The following is a 19,471-nucleotide window of genomic DNA, read 5'->3' on the forward strand; positions in this document are numbered from 1 at the left end:
CGCCCCCCGGAACCCCACGCAGCCACCGACCAACCCGCAGCACAACCCACAACCCCCCACCCACCCCCCACCCACCCGAAAACCGCTTCCCCTCCCCCTCCCCCCTCGGCAACGATGAGCCGCATGGTGTCCACTGACCGACTGCTGGCGTTCGCCGCGATGTCGTTGCTGTTGATCCTCATCCCCGGGCCGAGCGTGCTCTTCGTCATCGGGCGGGCACTGTCCCAGGGGTGGCGGGCCGCGCTGATCACGGTGGCGGGGAACACGCTGGGGGCATACGTACTCGTCGTCGCGGTGGCCCTCGGTGTGGGGTCCGTGGTGGAGCGGTCCTTGCTCGTGTTCACCGCGCTCAAGCTCGTGGGGGCCGCGTACCTCGTCTACCTGGGGGTCAAGGCCTTCCGGCAGCGGCATTCGCTCCGTGCGGAGTTCGGGGCGGACGCACCCGAGTACGGGAACTGGCGGTCTCTGTGGGAAGGGTTCGCCGTCGGGGTGGCCAATCCGAAGACCATCGTGTTCTTCGCCGCCGTCCTGCCGCAGTTCGTCGACCGCGATCAGGGGCACGTCACCGCCCAGATGCTGCTGCTCGGGCTCGTGTTCAACGTCATCGCCGTGGTCTGCGACAGCACCTGGGGCATGGTCGCCGCGACCGCCCGCAGCTGGTTCTCGCGGTCTCCACAACGGCTCTCCGCCGTAGGCGGGGCCGGCGGGCTCGCGATGATCGGCCTGGGTGTGACCGTCGCCGCGACCGGGCGCAAGGACTGACCCGGGTCCGAGCCAGTGCGATCGCCGAGGCCGAGGACGCGGTCCACGAGGCCTGGCTGCGCCCCAGCCACACCGATGTCCGTGACGTGGAGAACCTCGTGGTCCCAAGGGCCCGGGCCCTCGCCCAAGGCGCCCGTACCCTCTCCCCCATGATCGACTCACGCGCGCACATCCGGATCGCCCGCCCCTCCCTCGATCTCGCCGCCGCCGAGCGGTTCTACGTGGGAGGGCTGGGGCTCGACGTGCAGTGGCGCTCCACCGAGCGGGTCTCCGGGGAGCACGACCTGCTGATGGTCGGACCTCTCGGGGGCGGCTGGCACTTCGAGCTGACCCACGACCCCGAGAACCCGGTTGCTCCCTCCCCGACCGCCGATGACCTCTTCGTCGTCTACCTGGGCCAGGAGCCCGACGAGGCCCTCGTGGCCCGGCTCGTCGAGCACGGCGGGACCCGTACGCCCGCCCACAACCCGTACTGGGACACCTACGGGGTCACCGTCACCGACCCCGACGGCTACCAGCTCGTACTGTCCTCCCGCACCTGGGGCTGAGCGGCAGCGGCTGCTTCGCGAACCCGGTGCGCCGGACGGCTCGGACGCACCCGCCACCGCCGATCAACCTCCGGTCGGCGCGGCCGCCTAGTCCCAGAACTGCGCCAGCGCCCCCTCCTTGAACGGTGCGGGACTCACGCTCAGTTCACCGGCGAAGGGGCGGTCGAGGGCCAGCACCAGCAGCAGGCTGAAGCCGATCAGCCCCGCCACCGCCGAGACGAACAGCAACTGCATCTTCAGGCTCCGCAGCCCGAAGAGGAAGGTGAGCGGGAGGATCACGAACGCGCCCCCGTACACCAGCACTTGGAGCAGCGGCGGCAGCGAGGTCTCGGCCATCGTCACGCGCGCCCGGCGCTGCGCGGCGACGTCGTTGAGGCGGCCGACGGCCTCCCCGTAGAAGGTCTCGCTCCGGGGGCCGGCGGGCTCGTAGGCCTGGAGCGCCGTGTACAGGGCGTGCGTCTGGCCGGCGGTGGCCGCGTAGCTGGGCCGGCCCTCGCGCATGAGGGGCCACTGGATCTCGACGACGGCGTGGACGTACTCCCCCACCGCCCGGTCCACGCGGGCGCGTTCGGCCGACGGGAAGACCTCCGCGCTGCGGACGACCAGGGCCAGGTCGGTGGCCTCGGTCGCGACGATGGTCTGGGTGTTCTCCAGTTGCGTCCACAGGGTGACGACGACGAAGGCGAGGATGATGCCGTAGATCGCGCCGAACATCCCGAGGGCCACCCCGACCATCTCGTTGTGATCGCCGCCCGCGAGGTGCGGGAAGCGGCGGCGCGCGGCCAGGCTGCCGCCGATGGCGAGGGCGACGAAGCCGCCGACGAGGAGGACTCCGAGGACGAATGTGCTGAGGTGGTTGAGCAACCAGAGGATCATGCCCTGCCCAACGACCACCCCGTCGGGAGGGCCCGCCCAGAAATCAGCGCGCCCCACCCCCATGCGGCGGGGCGGGGCGTGGCCGGGCGGGGCGGGCCCGGACCGGGCGGTGCCGAGCCCGTCCGGCGGCTTCGACCCCGGACGAAGAGCCCGGACCCCGCACGCGGACTTCGGCCGAACCTCAGGCACGCACCTTCGGCGGCTTCGGCAGCCCGGCGGACAGTGCGGTGCCGGCTCCGCCGAGGGAGGCGTCGGTCGCCTTCGACGCGGAGCCGGCGGCCCCTGCGGTGATCTCCACCGCCGTCTTCGCGTCCTTGACGGCGCCCCCGGGGTGGTCGACGATCTCGCCGACGCGCTGGGTGATCGGGGGCCCCTGGATGGCGGGCTCGTCGGCGGCGTGCGCGACGGCGGGGCAGAGGGCGAGGGCCGCTCCCCCGGACAGGACGAGGGCGGCGAGGCTGCGCTTGATGGCGTTCATACCGACCAGAACGACCCGCCCGCCCCCGGGTCACCGCCCGGGGGGCGCGTCTCCCGTATCGGGGAGCGGGCGGGCGGCAAGCGGGGAGCGGCGAGCGGAGCGCGGCACGGCAAGCGGCAACCGGTAGACACCAACCGGCAACCGGCAACCGGCAACCCGAAACCCGAAACCCGTCACCAAGCTCGCCGACGAGCGGTACACCCCCGCCCGACCATGCCCGTGGCCCCGGATCAGCGGATCGATCCGGGGCCACGGGCGGGCATGACACAGCGAGAGGGGGCGGGGGTGGGGGTGGGGGCAGGTCAGTCCTGGATCACCAGGGCCGGGGTGGACTTCGTGAGGACCTCGCCGCGGAAGAAGGCCGGGCTGCGGCGTTCGGTGATCAGCATGACGACCACGCCCAGGAGCAGCAGGCCGACGCCGATGATGAAGACGCTGCCGATGCCGAAGAGCGAGGAGCCGGAGCCGTAGGCCGGGTCCCACATGTCGAACAGCGTCTGGAAGAAGACGGCGGCGAGCATCAGGCCGCCGACGGCCGGGAAGACGCCCTTGACGAACAGGGTGCGCACCGAGGAGCGCAGTTCGGATCGGAAGAACCAGACGCAGGCGAACGCCGTGATCGAGTAGTAGAAGCAGATCATCAGGCCGAGGGCGTAGATCGTGTCGATCAGTACGTTCTCGCTGATCACGGTCATCACCGAGTAGAAGGCGCCGGTGGCGATGCCCGCCGCGACGGTGGCGCGGCCCGGGGTCTTGAAGCGGGGGTGGACCTTGGCGAAGGAGGACGGCAGCGCTTCGTAGGTGCTCATCGACAGGACGGTGCGCGCCACCGGGATGAAGGTGGTCTGCAGGCTCGCTGCGGCGGAGGCGACGACGGCCAGGAAGAGCAGGACGTCGAGGCCCGAGCCCATGATCGGCTCGGCCAGGGTCGCGAAGACGTTGTCCGCGGTCTCCTCGTTGCCGAGGCCGTTGCCCTCGGTGCCGACGCCGGAGTACATCTGCGAGGCGATGGCGACGACCATGTAGGAGGCGACGATGACGACCATGGCGAGCATCGCGGCGCGGCCGGGCGTCTTGGCGCTGCCGACGCTCTCCTCGTTGACCGACAGGCAGGCGTCCCAGCCCCAGTAGATGAAGATCGACAGGGAGAGGCCGGCCGTGAAGGCGGCGAGGGAGTCGACGGCGAAGGGGTTCATCCAGGACCAGGCGAAGTCCAGGGAGCCCGCGACCTCGTCGGCCTTGCTGATGGCCATGAAGGCGAAGATCGCCAGCACCGTGAGCTGCAGCCCGACCAGGACGTACTGGACCCACTTGGTGGCGGTGATGCCGCGGTAGCTGATGGCGGTCGCGATCGCGATGAAGGCCAGGGTGGTGGCGATGTGGACGGCCTTGTTGCCGTCCAGTGCGGCGAGTTCCTCGCTGCCGCTCACCCTGCCCAGCAGGAGGTAGAAGTAGTTGGTGGCCACGCCGGCGAGGTTGGAGAGCACCACGACGGTGGCGACGAGGAGGCCCCAGCCGCACATCCAGCCGACGCGGGGGCCGAAGGCCTTGACCGTCCAGGTGAAGGAGGTGCCGCAGTCGGGGATCGCCTTGTTCAGGGCGCGGTAGGCGAAGGCCACGAGCAGCATCGGAATGAATCCGGCCAGGAAGATGGCCGGCATCTGGACGCCGACTTCGCTGACCGTGGGGCCCAGGGTCGCCGTCAGGCAGTAGACCGGGGCGACCGTGGAGACTCCGATGACCGCGTTGCCGATGAGACCGACGGAGTTACCTCCGAGCCCCTTGCCGCGCACGCCCTCGGCGGCTCCGTCTACCGTGTCTCCGGCCGGGGGCCGAACATCCGTCTGTGTCATGGGTAAGGACGTTAGATGCTGCGTTTTCCACATCCGGAGGACCAAAGTCCAGTCCGCCACGCACCCAAAGGCCTTGGAATCCTGAGATCGACAGACTTCACGAGGATGTAATAGAAGGCTCCCGGGCCCGCCGATCATTGTTTCGACAGGCCCGGACCTTTTGTTTCGCCATGCGGAAACCGCAGCACTGTCCGTTTTGGGCGGTTTCAAACTTTCCAGGTCAATTTTTGGTCACGCCCACACGATTTCTGGTCACGCCCACACGATCGACTGCACCTCGCTGTACGCGTGCAGTGCGTACGAGCCCACGTCCCGCCCCACCCCGGACCGTTTGAAGCCGCCGAACGGCGCCTCCATGTTCCGCCCGATGGTGTTCACGCCGACCCCGCCCGCCCGCAGCCGCCGCGCCACCCGGAAGGCGCGCGCCGCGTCCGCGGACCACACGTAGCTGATCAGGCCGAAATCGCTGTCGTTGGCCAGCGCCACCGCCTCGTCGTCATCGCCGGCGGCTCCATCGAAGGGGACCACCACGACGACCGGCCCGAAGATCTCCTCCCGGACCACGCGCATGTCGTTCGTGCAGTCGACGAGCAGCGTCGGGGCCACGTAGAAGCCCTTGCCCGACGCGGCACCCTCACCCACCACCGGGCGCTCGCCGCCGAAGGCGATCCGGGCGCCCTCCTTCCTGCCCAGCTCCACGTACGACTCCACCCGGTCCCGGTGCGCCGCCGAGATGACCGGGCCCACCACGGTGCCGCGCACCGCCGGATCACCGACCTTCATGAAGGCCAGGTAGCCCTGGAGCTTCTCCACCAGCTGCTCGTACACCGACCGGTGGACGATCACCCGGGTCGGAGCCGTGCAGATCTGCCCGGAGTAGAAGGAGAAGGTGGTGCCGATCCCCATCACCGCCGCGTCCAGGTCGGCGTCCGCGAGGACGATCGCCGCGCCCTTGCCGCCCAGCTCCATCAGCTGCCGCTTCATCGTGCGGCCGCAGACCTCGGCGATGCGCTGCCCGACGCCCGTGGAGCCGGTGAAGGACACCATGTCCACGTCCGGGGAGTCCACGGCCGCCTCGCCGACCTCCACCGAGGTGCCGGAGACCACGTTCACCACGCCCGCCGGGACCCCGGCCTCGTGCAGGGCCTCGGCCATCCGGAACACCGACAGCGGGTCCTGCGGGGCCGGCTTCACGACCACCGTGTTGCCCATGGCCAGCGCCGGGGCCACCTTGCCCGCCGGGTTGGCCCACGGGTTGTTGTACGAGGTGATGCAGGTGACGACCCCGACCGGCTGGCGCACCTCCAGCGCGCCGAGGATGCTCGCCGCGCCCATCGGGCCCGCCTCGGTGACCTGCGGCGGCAGCCCGCGCTCGACCGGTTCCAGCGCGCCCTTCGCGTACCGGCGGAAGCGGGCCACGCCCACCCCGACCTGCATGCCGCGTGCGATCCCGGTCGGGGCGCCCGTCTCGGCCCGGGCGAGGGCCGCCCAGGGCTCGTACTCCCGCTGGATGATGTCCGCGGCCCGGTCCAGGATCGCGGCCCGCTCCTCCGGCCTCGTCCGGGACCAGCCCTCGAAGGCCGCGGCCGCGGCGCGCGCCGCGTCCTCGACCTGGCCGCGCGAGGCCTCGGGGGCCAGGCCCACGACGGATTCGTCGGCCGGGTTGACCACCTCGTAGTGCCCGCCGGCCGGCTCGACCCACTCGCCGCCGATGTAGAGCTTCTGCGGGTCGTACCGGGGGTTCTCCTGCGCACTCATCGGGTGCTCACCGTCCTCGTGTCACGGCCCGAACGGAGGACGATCCCCGGGATCGCCCCCGTGACCTGGTCGTCGCGGATGGTCTCCACGCCGTTGACGCGTACGGACACCATGCCGATCGCCCGCGCGTCCAGCCGGGGGCTGTCCCCGGGCAGATCGTGCACGAGCGTGGCGGGTCCGGCCTCGATCCGCTCGGGGTCGAAGAGCACCAGGTCCGCGTGGAAGCCCTCGGTGATCCGGCCGCGCTCGCGCAGCCCGAACAGCTGGGCCGGGTCGTCGGTGAGCATCTGTACCGCCTGCTCCAGCGGCACCAGCTTGCGGCCGCGCAGGCAGTCCCCGAGGAACCGGGTCGTGTACGGGGCCCCGCACATGCGGTCCAGGTGGGCGCCGGCGTCGGAGCCGCCGAGCATGACGTCCTCGTGCTGCCAGGTCTCGGCGCGCAGGGCCCAGCTCGCCGGGTCGTTGTCGGTCGGCATGGGCCAGAGCACCGTACGCAGGTCGTCGTTGGCGCAGATCTCCACCAGGCAGTGGAAGGCGTCCTGGCCGCGCTCGGCCGCGATGTCGTTGACGACGCGGCCCGACAGGCCCTCGTTCGCCTCGCTGTAGGTGTCGCCGATGACGTAGCGCCCGAAGTTGGCCAGGCGCCGGAAGACCCCGGCCTCCTTGCTGTCGGCGCGGCGCAGCATCTCGGCGCGCACGTCGGCGTCGCGCAGCTTCGCGATGCGCTCGGGGACGGGCAGGCCCAGGACCTCGCCCCAGCCGGGGATGAGGTTGAGGGCGCAGAAGGTGCCGAGCGACATGTTCATGGGGGTCAGGATCGGCATCGTCAGCGCGACGATCCGGCCGCCGGCCTTGCGGGCGCGCTCGCTGGGGATGAGCTGGCGCGGCACGCGCTCGGGGACGGAGGCGTCGATGGTGAGCACGTTCCAGTTCAGGGGCCGTCCGGCGGCGGCGCTCATCTCGACGAAGAGGTCGATCTCCTCGTCGGCGAACTGGTCGAGGCAGCCCGCGACGATCGCTTCGAGCTGGGTGCCCTCGTGTTCGGAGACCGCGCGGGAGAGCGCGAGGAGCTCTTCGGGCCCCGCGTGCCGGGAGGCCACGGGGGCTCCGGAGCCGTCGGAGTGGGTGGAGGACTGGGTGGTCGACAGGCCCCAGGCGCCGGCGTTCATGGCGTCGTGGAACAGGTCGAGCATCGCCCGCATCTGCTCTTCGGTGGGCCGGCCGCCGACGGCGTCCTCGCCCATGACGTGCCGGCGCAGTGCGCAGTGGCCGACCATGAAGCCGGCGTTGACGGCGATGCGGCCGTCGAGCGCGTCGAGGTACTCGCCGAAGGTGGACCAGGTCCAGTCGACGCCCTCTTCGAGTGCGGCCAGAGCCATGCCCTCGACCTTGCTCATCATGCGGCGGGTGTAGTCGGCGTCCTCGGGACGGGCGGGGTTGAGGGGGGCCAGCGTGAATCCGCAGTTGCCGCCCGCGACGGTGGTCACTCCGTGGTTCATGGAGGGGGTCGCGTACGGGTCCCAGAAGAGCTGGGCGTCGTAGTGCGTGTGGGGGTCGATGAACCCGGGGGTGAGGACGAGGCCGGTGGCGTCCTCGGTGGTGGCGGCCTCTTCGGTCACGGTGCCGGGCTCGGCGATGACGGCGATGCGGCCGTCGCGTATCCCTACGTCGGCCACGCGGGCGGGTGCGCCGGTGCCGTCCACGACGGTGGCGCCCTTGATCAGATGGTCGAGCATGACGTCCTCTCTGCCGGTGTTCGCGTTGCGCGCCGTCTCCCGGGGCTCCGCCCCGGACCCCGCGCCTCAAACGCCGGCGGGGCTGGATTTTGGCTGGCGTCGGCCCTCCGCGCACCCTGCGGGGCAACACGGTGCGCTGCGCGCACAGAGACGCCTACGCGGGCCACATCCAGCCCCGCCGGCGTTTGAGGCGCCGCCGGAGGCAACCAGCCCCTCCGGCGTTTGAGGAGCGGGGGTCCGGGGGGCCGGCCCCCCGGCGACGGCGCCGCGCGTTCCGGGCCGCCGAGGGCCCCGGTCGGAGGTCTTCGGCCGGCCGCGGCCTCCGTACGACCTCCGGCCGGGGCCGGTTGCGGGGCGGCGGTCCGGGAAGACGCCGCCCCCGTTCTCCCGCGGGCTACGCGCCTTCGCGGAAGCGCGTGGTGCGGTGCACCGGGTCGGTGTCGATGTGCGGGATGACGTGCTCGCCGATGAGCTTGATGGTGGTCATCGTGTCCTCGGGCGAGACGCCGGTCGGCAGACCGAAGGAGAGCTGGTCGGCGCCGGCCTGCTCCCAGCGCTTGCACTGCGCGCGGACCTCGGAGGGGTCGCCGCAGATGAGCAGTTCCTCGGCGATCAGCAGCTCGATGATCTCCGCGTTGTACTCGGGGAGGATCTCGGGCCACTCGGGGATCATCTCGGGGCGCGGGAAGGTGTCGTGGTAGCGGAAGACCAGCGACTGGAAGCGGTTCATGTTGGCGTTGACGGCGATCTCGATCGCCTTGTCGTGGGTCTCGGCGCAGATCGCGGTCGAGGTGACCATGACGTTGTCGTTGACGAAGGCGCCGATGGCCTTCGCCTCCCGGATCGCGGTCTTGTACTGGTCCAGCACCCACTCCATGTCGGAGACCTTCTGGACGCTGAAGCCGAGGACTCCGAGGCCCTTCTTGGCCGCCATGGCGTACGAGGAGGGGGAGCCGGCGGCGTACCACATGGCCGGGTGGGCCTTGCCGTACGGCTTGGGGAAGATCTTGCGCGGCGGCAGCGACCAGTGCTTGCCCTGGAACCCCTCGTACTCCTCCTGGAGGAACATCTTGGGGAACTCGGCGATGGTCTCCTCCCAGATCTCCTTGGTCCCGTCCATGCTCTCGATGCCGGGCAGGAAGCCGAGGATCTCGTGGCTGCCGGCGCCGCGGCCGGTGCCGAACTCGAAGCGCCCCTTGGAGAGGTGGTCGAGCATGGTGACCTTCTCGGCCACCTTGACCGGGTGGTTGACCGGGGCGAGCGGGTTGAAGATGCCGGAGCCGAGGTGGATGCGCTCGGTGGCGTGAGCGAGGTACCCGAGGAACACCTCGTTCGCCGAAAGGTGCGAGTACTCCTCCAGGAAGTGGTGCTCGGAGGCCCAGGCGTACTTGAACCCGGACTTGTCCGCCTGGATGACGTACTCGGTCTCCTCGATCAGCGCCTTGTGCTCTGCCTCGGGGTCGACCTTGGACCGCGCCTCAGGCACGTATCCCTGCACAAAGAGCCCGAATTCCAAGGGGATTCACCGTCCTTCTGTTTCTGACGTTGCGTCAGATTCGATGTCACGACTGTTCCATCGCGGGGGCGGGAGCGTCAATACCTGACGCTCCATCAGATCTCGCCGCAGGGGCGCCGGAGGGGCGCTAGAGGATGCTGACGCCCGCCATCCAGCCGCCGTCGATCACGAACGGCTGGCCGGTGATGTACGAGGAGTCCTCGCTGGTCAGAAACAGGGCCAGCTTGGCTATCTCCTCGGGCTGCCCCACCCGGCCCATCGGCACCACGCGCTTGTAGAGCTCCGCCATGGCGTCCCGGGCCTCGTCGGTCATGTTCGCCGGGTCCAGCAGCCCCGGGTTGGCCATGGGGGTGTCCACGGCCCCCGGGCACATCGCGTTGACCCGGATGTTCTTCGCGGCCAGCTCCAGCGCGGCCACCCGGGTCAGGCCGAGGATCGCGGCCTTGGTCGCCGCGTACGTACCCACGTACGCCATGCCCGTCAGGCCGGTGTACGAGGAGGTGTTGACGATCGTGCCGCCGCCGGCCGCCTCGATCTCCGGGGCCACCGACTTGATGCCGAGGAAGGCGCCGACCTGGTTGACCTGCACCACCTGTTGGAACTCCTCCAGCGGGGTCGCGGTCAGCTCGTTGAAGCGCAGGATGCCCGCGTTGTTGACCAGGCCGTTCACCGGGCCGAAGGCCTCCTTCGCCGCCGCGATGGCGCCCGCCCAGTCCTCCTCCCGGCTCACGTCCATCCGTACGTACCGGGCCCGGTCCTCGCCGATCTCCTTGGCGACCGCCGCGCCCTGCTCGTCCAGCACGTCGCCCAGGAGCACCTTGGCGCCCTCCGCGGCGAACAGCCGGGCCTCCTGCTCTCCCTGGCCGCGCGCGGCACCCGTGATGATGACGACGCGTCCGTCCAGCTTGCCTGGCTTGCCCATGAGTGCGCTCCCGAGTGTCTCGTCGCTGTCGCCGGCCCTGCCGCCGGCCCTGTCGCCGTCGCTGTCGCCGGACTTGTCGCCCGCCCAGCAGCCGGCTCTGCCGCTAGTCGTTGAGGAGGGGGCCCACTTCGGAGCCGAAAGCCGTGATCTGATCGATGAGTTCGGCGCGGTCGCGATTGCGGAAGCGGACCTGGATCTGGTCGATGCCGATCACCTTGTACGCGCGCAGCGACTCGGCGATCGCCTCCGCCTTGCCGGTGAGGGTCCGCCGGCCGGTGTCCCAGCCGGGTTCGCCGACGTACAGCGGCGCGGTGATCGCGCCGAACTCCACGGGGCCGGTGACCCCGGCCTCGGCGCGGAGCTCCTTGATCCGGGCGATCTGCGCCGGGAGCTTGTCGAGCGGGTCGCCCTGCGGGAGCCAGCCGTCGCCGCGCACGGCGGCCCGGCGGACCGCAGCGGGCGAGGAGCCGCCCACCCAGACGGGGATCCGGGGCTGGACGGGGCGGGGCAGCTGCCCGAGGTCCTTGAAGGAGAACAGGTCGCCCTCGAACTCGGGGTACTCCTCGGGGCCGAGGGCGGCGCGCAGCGCGTCGAGGGTCTCGTCGAGGACGGCCCCGCGGCGCGCGAAGTCCACGCCGAGCACCTCGAACTCCTCCTTCACGTGCCCGGCGCCGACGCCGAGGATCAGCCGGCCGCCCGAGAGGTGGTCGACGGTGGCGTACTGCTTGGCGCTGAGCAGCGGGTGGCGCAGGCCGAGGATCGCGACGTGGCTCAGCAGCCGCACGTTCTCGGTGATCCCGGCCAGGAAGGAGAGCGTGGCCACCGGGTCGTACCAGATGGTGCTCATGGGGCCGGCCATGTGCCGCGGTATGGCCACGTGGTCGCAGGTGGCGACGTAGCCGAAGCCGGCCCGGTCGGCCGCCCGGGCGACAGCGGCGAGATCGGCCGCGCCGGCCGTGGCCTCCCAGGGCTCTGCGTAGATGGTGCTCTGCGACTGGATCGGGAGCTGCATCCCGTAGACCAGCCGACCTTCCGGAAACACGCGCGCCATGAGCCGTACCCGCCTCGTCCTCGACTGCCGATTCGTCATACCGGTGCCGGGCCATCGTCGTAGCTGACGGGTCGTCAGGCAAGGGGGTGGACGAAGCCCGGGGCGGCGAGCGGACCCCGCGGCGGTACCTCGCGCCGAATAACCTGAGGGACGTCGTCCCGCCGGGCGAAGCCGTCGTGCGGCATGCGAGCAGGCTGCTCGCCGCTGCCGGGCTGCACGGGCACACGTACGCACTGGACGCCATCGTCGCGGTGACCGCCCTCGACCAGCCCGGCCCCGTCACCCTGCCGACCTCGGACCCCGAGGACCTGACCGTGTTGTGCGGGAAGCCATCCGGATCGTCCGGATCTGACGACATGACCTCCGGGGGGATGTGCCAGGTCCAAGCCGCCCGCTAGGGTGCCGCGCGTGGATCTGTTTCTGACCCTGGTCAGCGGGGTGGCGTGGACCGTCGTGTACGTCGAGGCGATCCGGGTGGGCCTGCGGGACCGGACGTACGCAATGCCGGTCGCGGCGCTCGCGCTGAACTTCGCGTGGGAATCGACCTACGCCGTACGCGAGTTCACCGTGGGAGTCTCCGCCCAGGGCATCGTCAACGTGGTGTGGGCGGTCGCCGACATCGTCATCGTGTACACGTATCTGCGCTACGGGCGGGCCGAGTTGCCCGGCTTCGTGACCCGGCCGCTGTTCGCCGTCTGGACCGTGCTCCTCTTCGCGAGCGCCTTCACCGTGCAGTGGCTCTTCCTCGCCCACTTCGGCGCGCACGACGCGAGCCGGTACTCGGCGTTCCTGCAGAACCTGCTGATGTCCGGACTGTTCATCGCCTTCTACGCGAGCCGGCGCGGCCCGCTCGGACAGTCCCTCGTCATCGCGGTCGCCAAATGGATCGGCACGCTCGCGCCGACCGTCCTCTTCGGTGTCATCGAGGACGCCCCGTTCATCCTCGGCCTGGGGCTGCTCTGCGCCGTCTTCGACCTCGCGTACGTCGCCCTGCTGGCCCGGAACTCGGCGGGCCGGAAGGCGGCCGGGTCCGGGGCCGGCGGACCGGCGCCGGACGGCACCGCGGCCGCGGCCGCCACGGGCGCCGCGGCCTGAGCCGGGCGGGCCGGCGGCCCTGAGCCTGCGGACCGGAGGGCCTGAGCCGGCGGACCGCCGGTGCAGGTGGCCCGGCGGCCCGGCGGGCGCTCAGAAGCCCTGCGGTCCCATCACGATGACCGGCTTCGCCGCCGGGTCCAGGGTCTCCAGGACCTTCCGCATCGCCGCCTTCGGGATGCCCACGCACCCCTGCGAGGGGCCGTCGTGGTCCACGTGGAGCCAGATGTTGCCGCCCTTCCCCTCGCCCTCCGGCTTCGTCGGGTCGAGCGGACTCACACCCGTCTTGCGGTTGAAGTCGATGGCGACGACGTAGTCGAAGGAACCGCGCAGCGACTCCCCGTTGACCCCGCGGCCGGTCGCCACGAAGGAGCCGTCCTGGTCGTACGGGAACTTCGTGCCCGGCGGCTTCGCCAGCAGCCCGCCCGCGTCCGTGAGCGCGAACACGCCCTCGGGGGAGGTCAGGTCCCCGTACGTGCGCTCCGTGGACCAGCCCTTGGCTCCGTTGCGCGCGGGCCAGCTGTCGCTCTTCAGCCAGTCGGCACCGGCCGCCGGGCGGGTGTACAGGGCCGCGGTGGACTCCGAGGAGTCCTTGGCCTTGCCGGTGACCAGGATGAGCTGGCGGGCGTCCGCGGGGATCTTCGCCCGGGTCCGCTCGCTGACCTCGGGCAGGCCCTGGAAGGGGTCGCGCTCGGCGGCGCGCGCGGCCCGCTGCTCGGACGGCGGCCGGGCGTCGGCGACGGCCGGGACGGAGGCGTTGGCCGGCGGGTCGTGGGCCAGGTACACCCAGCCCGCGCCGAAGCCGAGCAGTCCCAGGGCGGCCGCGAAGGCGAGCGGGCGCGAGCCGCGGACACCCCGGAAACCCCGGGAACCACCGTCGGCTCGCCGCGCACCGCCGCCGCCGGAGCGCCGGGTCGGGCGGGACGCACCGGGGGTGCGGGACGGACGGGGCGGGCGGGAGCCGGCTCGGGCGTGCTTGCTCATTGGACCGACCGTACACAGCCGATCTTCATTTTTGTTGACCGGTCAAGCGCCCGGCGTTTCCCCGGCGGGTCGCTCCGCGGGTGTCGCGGCCGGGAACCAGACCCGGACCATCAACCCGCCGCCCGGCGCCGGGTTGGCCCGCGCCGTCAGTTCCGCGCCGTGCGCCCGCGCGATCGAGGCGACGATCGAGAGGCCCAACCCGGCGCCCTCACCCGCCGTATGCTGCCGCTCCGCCCGCCGCCGGAAGGGTTCCAGCAGCCCCGGCACCTCCCCCGGCTCGATCACCGGGCCGGTGTTGGAGACCGTCAGCACCCCCTCCGGGGAGGTCGCCACCTCCAGGCGGCCGCCCGCGCGGTTGTGGCGTACGGCATTGGCCAGCAGGTTCCGTACGAGGTGGCCCAGAAGGGTCCGGTCGCCCGCGACGGTCAGCGGCGCGAGATCCCGTACGACGTCCAGGTCCTGAGGGGCCGTCCCCTCGATGCCCGACAGCTCCGCCTCCGCGAGGACCGCCAGGTCCACCGGCTCCACCGCCTCCAGGCCCTCCTCCGAGACGGCGAGCAGGAGCAGCGACTCGACGAGGTGCTGACTGGAGTCCGCGACCTCGATGAGCTTGGACCGGATCCGGGCCACCTTCTCCGGCGGCGGGTCCCCCGCCAGCCCGATCTCGGCGGCCGCCCGCTGGACGGCGAGCGGGGTGCGCAGCTCGTGGGCGGCGTTCGCGGCGAACCGGCGCTGGGCTCCGACCAGGTCCTCCATCCGGTCGAGCATCCCGTCGAAGGTGTCCGCCAGCCGCTTGAGTTCGCCGGGCGGGGCCCGGAGGCCGATCCGCTCGTGGAGGTTGGCGCCGGACAGGCGCCGGGCCGTCTCGGTGATGACGCCGACGGGGCGCAGGACGCGGCCGGCCATCCACCAGGCGAGCCAGATGGACAGCACGGCGAAGACCGCGAGGGCCAGGAGCGAGACGACGAGCAGCTCGTGGAGGGTGGCCTGCTCGACGGCCGAGGTCAGGTTGCGGGTGGCCCGCCACTGTTCGAGCTGTTCGGGGGAGGGGGTGGCGCCGGAGTCGAGCTTCTCGGCGGGGACCGGCACGCGCTGGCCCGGGACCGCGGGCGGCAGGGTGCCCCGGATGGCCGGGACGATGCTGGTCGTGGTGGTGACGGCGCCGCTGATGCGGCTGTAGAGGCCGTTGCGGAGCAGGATGTTGATCAGTGCGATGAGGCCGCCGCCCGCGAGGAGCAGCAGGGAGCCGTAGAGGACGGTGAGACGGGCGCGCTCGGAATGGAGCACTGCTCTCATCGTGGATCACCGATCCGGTACCCGGCACCCGGGACGGTCTCGATCAGGGGCGGCTCCCCCAGCTTGGCGCGCAGCTTGCTCAGGGTCACCCGTACCGCGTTGGTGCTGTACGAGGTGTCCTCCTCCCACACCTGCTCGATCAGGTCGTCGCTGCTGAGGACCGCACCCTCGGCGCGCAGCAGCGACTCCAGTACGGCGAACTCCTTGCGGGAGAGCGCCAGCCTGCGCCCCTCGCGGGTGGCGGTGCGCCGCGCCACGTCCACGGCGACCCCCGCCCGCTCCAGTACCGGCGGCAGGGCCGGCTGGGCGCGCCGCCCCAGCGCCAGGACCCGGGCGAGCAGCTCGTCGTAGGCGAAGGGCTTGGTGAGGTAGTCGTCCGCGCCGAGGCCGAGGCCCTCCACCCGGTCCCGTACGGTCCCCGAAGCCGTCAGCATCAGGACGCGGGTCAGCAGCCGCTCGCGCACCACCTGGCGGCAGACCTCGTCGCCGTGCAGGCCGGGCAGGTCTCGGTCGAGGACGAGGACGTCGTAGGCGCCCAGCCGCAGGCGGCGCAGGGCCTCCAGGCCGTCGCTCGCCTCGTCGACGGCCAGCGCGTCGCCGCGCAGCCCCTCGGCGATCATCTCCCGCAGGAACTCCTCGTCCTCCACCACCAGAACTCGCATGGCGTCCTCTTTACCGGAGAGCGACATTTCGCCGTTGTAAGCACGAGCCGTTAGAGAAGCGAAACCCGCTGTTCGCGCAGTCTCGGGGCCATGAAGCGATCCACGACCATGACCACGGCCGCGCTCCTCACCGGCCTCACCCTCTTCGTCACCGCCTGCACGGGCGGCGCCGGCGGCTCGGACGGCTCGGACGGGAAGAAGGACGAGAAGAAGGACTCCTCGAATTCGAGCGGCACGGGCGGCAGCGGTGGCGGTGGCGGCAGCGGTGCGGACGCCGACAACGCCCTCAAGATGCGCAAGTGCCTGCGCGAGAACGGCGTCGACATGCCCGACCCGAAGCCCGGCGAGGACCCGCGCGGGATGACGCTGGGCGCGGGCATGGACCAGGAGGTCCTGAAGAAGGCCATGGACAAGTGCGGGATGAAGGGCCCCGGCTCCGGCGGCGAGGTCCCGCAGGCGGAGAAGGACAAGGCGCTCAAGCAGGCCAAGTGCATGCGGGACAACGGCTTCGACATGCCCGACCCGGAGTTCAACGGGAACGCGCGGACCGGATTCTCCATACCCGAGGGCGCCGACAAGGACGCCTTCATGGCCCAGCTGAACAAGTGCGGCGCGGACCAGTGAGGAAGCGCGGGAAGTGGCTCCTGGGCTCGCTGGCCGTCGTACTCGCCGTCACGGGCGGCGGGTACGCGGTCGTCGCCCAGGCCGGGACGGCCGGCCCCGGCGGCGGCAGCAGCGGCAGCAGCGGCGGCGGCTCGAAGCAGGACCGGGCGGACGGGCTGCCCGGGGCCACCTCGCCGGTCACCCGCGGCGACCTCAGCTCCGGGTTCAAGGTCGACGGGACGCTCGGCTTCGCGAAGGAGCGCAAGCTCAACGCGGTGGGCGCGGACGGGGCGGGCTCCGGCTCCGGGTCCGGGTCCGGGTCCGGGTCCGGGTCCGGGTCCGGGTCCGGGTCCGGGTCCGGGTCCGGGTCCGGGTCCGGGTCCGGGTCCGCGACCCTGACCTGGGTGGCCCCCGCCGGCTCCTCCGTCGAGCGCGACGGCAAGCTCTACGAGGTCAACGGCAAGCCGGTCCGCCTGATGTACGGAACCACCCCCGTGTACCGGTCGCTGAAGTCCGGGGACAAGGGCGAGGACGTCAAGCAGCTGAAGCAGAACCTCCAGGCCCTCGGCTTCGGCACCGGCCTGGACGCCTCGGACGGCAATTTCACCGCCGGGACGGCCACCGCCGTCAAGCGCTGGCAGAAGTCCCACAAGGCGAAGGAGACCGGCGAGGTCGGCAAGGACGACATCGCCTTCGCCTCCGGACCCCAGCGGATCCAGAAGAACGACATGGCGGTCGGCGACGAGGCGGCCGCGGGCAAGCCCGTCATGACCCTGACCGGCACCGAGCGGATGGTCCGCCTGCAGCTCGACGTGGCCAAGGCGGGCAAGGTCAAGGCCGGGGAGCCGGTGACCGTGAGCCTGCCCGGCGGGGGCACCGCCAAGGGAAAGATCAGCTCGATCGGCACCACCGCCAACGGCGACGACCCCTCCTCGGGCGGCGCGGGCGGGGGCGGGGGCGCCGGCGGGGACAAGAAGCCGAAGGTCGACGTCGAGATCGCCCTCGACAACCCCGCCGAGGCCACGGGCCCCGACCAGTCCCCGGTCTCGGTGAACCTGACGGGCGAAGTCCGCAAGGGAGTCCTCTCCGTACCGGTCAACTCGCTCCTCGCCCTCGCCCACGGCGGCTTCGGAGTCCAGGTCGTCGAGGACGGCACGGTCCGCGAGGTCAAGGTCGAGCTCGGCATGTTCGGCCAGGGCCGGGTGGAGGTGACGGGGGACGCCCTCAAGGAGGGCATGCCCGTAGGGGTGCCCGCGTCATGAACGAACACGTCATGGACGAACACGTCATGGACAAACACGCCCACGCGGTCGTCGAACTGACCGGAGTCACCAAGGAGTACCCCGGCGGGGTCGCGGCCCTGCGCGGAGTCGACCTCACCGTCCTGAACGGCGAACTCCTCGCCATCGTGGGACCGTCGGGCTCCGGAAAGTCCACGCTCCTGCACATCGTCGGAACCCTCGACCGGCCGACCGCCGGCCGCGTCGCCATCGCCGGGTACGACATCGCGACCCTCTCCGACCGCTCCCTGTCGGCCCTGCGCTCCCGCCACGTCGGCTTCGTGTTCCAGTCCTTCCACCTGGTACCGGGCATCAGCGCCCGGGCCAACGTCGCCGAGGGCCTCCTCTACTCCGGCCTCTCCCACGCCGAACGCGGACGGCGGGCGGAACGCGCCCTGGAGCGCGTCGGCCTCGGCGACCGCATGGACCACCGGCCGCACGAGCTGTCCGGCGGCCAGAAGCAGCGCGTGGCGATCGCCCGCGCGGTGGCGGGCGAACCGGACCTGCTGCTCGCCGACGAGCCGACGGGCGCCCTGGACACGGCGTCCGGCGAGTCGGTGATGGAACTGCTGCACGAGCTCAACGAGGACGGGGCCACCATCGCCGTGATCACCCACGACAACGAGATCGCGGCGAGCCTGCCCCGGCAGGTCCGCATCCGCGACGGCGAGATCGTGGCGGACGTGTGGAACGCGGACGCGCTGGGGGTGGGCGCGTAATGGGTGCCCGTACGAAGTCCCCTACGAGGTTCCATACGAAGTCCCCTACGAAGTCCCCTACGAAGTCCCCTACGAAGTCCCGCAAGCTGTCACCGCCGCGCCTCGGCCCGCGGGACGTGTTCCACGTGGGATCGGCGGGGCTGCGCTCTCGGCCGATGCGCGTGTTCCTGTCCGCGCTCGGCATCGCGATCGGCATCGCGACGATGATCGCGGTCGTCGGCATCTCCTCGTCGAGCCAGGCCAAGCTGCTCCAGGAACTCGACAAGCTCGGCACGAACATGATGGTCGCGACGCCAGGCCCGTCGATGTTCTCGGGACAGGACACCAAGCTGCCGAAGGACGCCCCCGGCATGATCGCCCGGATCGACGGGGTCGAATCGGTCGGTTCGACGGGCGACGTGAAGGAGTCCGTCCGCCGCAGCGAGAACATCCCGAAGGAGGAGACGAACGGCATCGCCCTCAAGGCGGCGCAGGGCGACCTCCTGACGACGCTCCGGGCCCGGATGCGCAGCGGCAGTTGGCTCAACGACGCGACGGGCCGCTACCCGTCCGTGGTCCTCGGGCACGTCACCGCCGAACGCCTGGGCATCACGGGGCCGGGGGGACAGGTCTTCATCGGCGGGCAGTACTTCACCGTCATCGGCATCCTCGACCCGATCCCCCTCGCGCCGGAGATCGAACGCTCGGCACTGATCGGCTGGGAAGTCGCCCAGAGCCTCCTGGGCTTCGACGGCCATCCCACGTCCGTCTACGAGCGCTCCGCCGACGACCGGGTCCGGGAGGTCCGGGACCTCATCGCCAAGACGGCCAACCCCGAGAGCCCGAGCACGGTCTCGGTCACGGACCCGTCGGCGGCTCTCCAGGCGAAGGCCGCCACCGAGGGCGCCTTCAGCACCCTCCTCCTCGGCCTGGGCGGCATCGCCCTGCTGGTGGGCGGTGTCGGGGTGGCCAACACCATGATCATCTCGGTACTGGAACGCCGCCACGAGATAGGCCTGCGCCGCTCCCTGGGCGCCACCAAGGGCCAGATCCGCATCCAGTTCGTCACGGAGTCCCTGCTCCTGTCGGGCCTGGGCGGCCTGGCAGGCATCGTCCTGGGCGGCGCGGCCACGGCGGTGTACGCCCGAGCCGGCGACCTCCCCTGGGTCGTCCCCCTCTGGGCCGTCACAGGCGGCTTCGCAGCAACCCTGGCCATCGGCACGGTGGCAGGCCTCTACCCGGCGGTCCGCGCGGCGCGGCTGTCACCAACGCTGGCGCTGCAGGCGGGGTAGGGGGTGGGGTGGGGTGGGGTGGGGTGCCGACAGCCCGGTGCTGGACCTCTCCGCCGCCGCCTTC

General features: G+C 71.5%; 17 protein-coding genes and 2 pseudogenes. 8 read left to right on the forward strand and 11 right to left on the reverse strand.

The genetic code is table 11. The features are described from left to right. The first annotated feature begins 123 nt into the window (after window positions 1-123). Both AC6CKD_RS37210 and AC6CKD_RS37215 read left to right on the forward strand, forming a co-directional pair. Window positions 124-762: a LysE family translocator gene (locus AC6CKD_RS37210; protein WP_498333745.1), complete on the forward strand. Its 639-nt coding sequence runs from the start codon at window positions 124-126 to the stop codon at window positions 760-762. Between the two features lie 149 nt (window positions 763-911). Further along, a complete protein-coding gene (locus tag AC6CKD_RS37215; RefSeq protein WP_498333747.1) occupies window positions 912-1,310 on the forward strand; it encodes a VOC family protein in 399 nt (132 codons plus the stop codon). An 87-nt stretch (window positions 1,311-1,397) separates the two neighbouring features. Here AC6CKD_RS37215 and AC6CKD_RS37220 read toward each other — a convergent pair whose 3' ends face one another. From AC6CKD_RS37220 to AC6CKD_RS37255, 8 genes and pseudogenes are all read right to left on the reverse strand, one after another. Further along, on the reverse strand, window positions 1,398-2,186 hold the full coding sequence (locus AC6CKD_RS37220) for a bestrophin-like domain (protein WP_498333749.1): 789 nt from the start codon (window positions 2,184-2,186) through the stop codon (window positions 1,398-1,400). 181 nt (window positions 2,187-2,367) lie between these two features. Next, window positions 2,368-2,664 (reverse strand): hypothetical protein, encoded by a 297-nt coding sequence (locus tag AC6CKD_RS37225; RefSeq protein WP_388507389.1) that lies wholly within the window; start codon window positions 2,662-2,664, stop codon window positions 2,368-2,370. 302 nt (window positions 2,665-2,966) lie between these two features. Beyond that, on the reverse strand, window positions 2,967-4,517 hold the full coding sequence (locus AC6CKD_RS37230; RefSeq protein WP_498333751.1) for an APC family permease: 1,551 nt from the start codon (window positions 4,515-4,517) through the stop codon (window positions 2,967-2,969). 252 nt (window positions 4,518-4,769) lie between these two features. Then, window positions 4,770-6,275 (reverse strand): aldehyde dehydrogenase family protein, encoded by a 1,506-nt coding sequence (locus tag AC6CKD_RS37235; protein ID WP_498333753.1) that lies wholly within the window; start codon window positions 6,273-6,275, stop codon window positions 4,770-4,772. Then, window positions 6,272-8,059, reverse strand: a pseudogene (locus tag AC6CKD_RS37240) (N-acyl-D-amino-acid deacylase family protein); the annotation flags it as partial. The pseudogene AC6CKD_RS37240 and the gene AC6CKD_RS37235, both read right to left, overlap by 4 nt. 346 nt (window positions 8,060-8,405) lie before the next feature. After that, the gene (locus AC6CKD_RS37245; RefSeq protein WP_498333754.1) at window positions 8,406-9,527 is read right to left on the reverse strand and encodes an LLM class flavin-dependent oxidoreductase; all 1,122 of its coding nucleotides are present in this window, start codon (window positions 9,525-9,527) and stop codon (window positions 8,406-8,408) included. Between the two features lie 127 nt (window positions 9,528-9,654). After that, entirely contained in the window at window positions 9,655-10,449 is a 795-nt protein-coding gene (locus AC6CKD_RS37250) for an SDR family NAD(P)-dependent oxidoreductase (protein WP_498333756.1), read from the reverse strand. A gap of 103 nt (window positions 10,450-10,552) precedes the next feature. Further along, on the reverse strand, window positions 10,553-11,500 hold the full coding sequence (locus tag AC6CKD_RS37255) for an LLM class F420-dependent oxidoreductase (RefSeq protein ID WP_498333758.1): 948 nt from the start codon (window positions 11,498-11,500) through the stop codon (window positions 10,553-10,555). Window positions 11,501-11,652: 152 nt separating this feature from the next. Here AC6CKD_RS37255 and AC6CKD_RS37260 point away from each other — a divergent pair. Both AC6CKD_RS37260 and AC6CKD_RS37265 read left to right on the forward strand, forming a co-directional pair. Further along, a pseudogene (locus tag AC6CKD_RS37260) lies at window positions 11,653-11,898 on the forward strand (hypothetical protein); the annotation flags it as partial. 10 nt (window positions 11,899-11,908) lie between these two features. Then, on the forward strand, window positions 11,909-12,595 hold the full coding sequence (locus AC6CKD_RS37265) for a transmembrane-type terpene cyclase (RefSeq protein WP_498333761.1): 687 nt from the start codon (window positions 11,909-11,911) through the stop codon (window positions 12,593-12,595). Window positions 12,596-12,685: 90 nt separating this feature from the next. Here the strand turns inward: AC6CKD_RS37265 and AC6CKD_RS37270 are convergent, their stop codons facing one another. From AC6CKD_RS37270 to AC6CKD_RS37280, 3 genes are read right to left on the reverse strand one after another with little or no spacing between them, the layout of a single operon-like run. Continuing rightward, the gene (locus tag AC6CKD_RS37270; protein ID WP_498333763.1) at window positions 12,686-13,576 is read right to left on the reverse strand and encodes a L,D-transpeptidase family protein; all 891 of its coding nucleotides are present in this window, start codon (window positions 13,574-13,576) and stop codon (window positions 12,686-12,688) included. Window positions 13,577-13,618: 42 nt separating this feature from the next. Then, entirely contained in the window at window positions 13,619-14,872 is a 1,254-nt protein-coding gene (locus AC6CKD_RS37275; RefSeq protein WP_498333766.1) for a sensor histidine kinase, read from the reverse strand. Next, complete coding sequence (locus AC6CKD_RS37280) at window positions 14,869-15,534, reverse strand: response regulator transcription factor (protein WP_250742641.1); 666 nt, start codon at window positions 15,532-15,534, stop codon at window positions 14,869-14,871. Before AC6CKD_RS37280 ends, AC6CKD_RS37275 begins: the two co-directional genes overlap by 4 nt. 90 nt (window positions 15,535-15,624) lie before the next feature. Here AC6CKD_RS37280 and AC6CKD_RS37285 point away from each other — a divergent pair, with 90 nt between their 5' ends. The 4 genes from AC6CKD_RS37285 to AC6CKD_RS37300 all read left to right on the forward strand — a co-directional run bounded on the left by AC6CKD_RS37285 (window position 15,625) and on the right by AC6CKD_RS37300 (window position 19,407). After that, complete coding sequence (locus tag AC6CKD_RS37285; RefSeq protein ID WP_498333769.1) at window positions 15,625-16,158, forward strand: hypothetical protein; 534 nt, start codon at window positions 15,625-15,627, stop codon at window positions 16,156-16,158. Beyond that, entirely contained in the window at window positions 16,155-17,399 is a 1,245-nt protein-coding gene (locus AC6CKD_RS37290; protein WP_498333772.1) for a peptidoglycan-binding protein, read from the forward strand. Before AC6CKD_RS37285 ends, AC6CKD_RS37290 begins: the two co-directional genes overlap by 4 nt. Further along, window positions 17,396-18,136, forward strand: coding sequence for an ABC transporter ATP-binding protein (locus AC6CKD_RS37295; protein WP_498333777.1), 741 nt, complete (start codon window positions 17,396-17,398; stop codon window positions 18,134-18,136). Before AC6CKD_RS37290 ends, AC6CKD_RS37295 begins: the two co-directional genes overlap by 4 nt. 155 nt (window positions 18,137-18,291) lie before the next feature. Beyond that, complete coding sequence (locus AC6CKD_RS37300) at window positions 18,292-19,407, forward strand: ABC transporter permease (protein ID WP_498333782.1); 1,116 nt, start codon at window positions 18,292-18,294, stop codon at window positions 19,405-19,407. Window positions 19,408-19,471: the final 64 nt, after the last annotated feature.

This window comes from Streptomyces sp. GQ60, assembly GCF_059758875.1.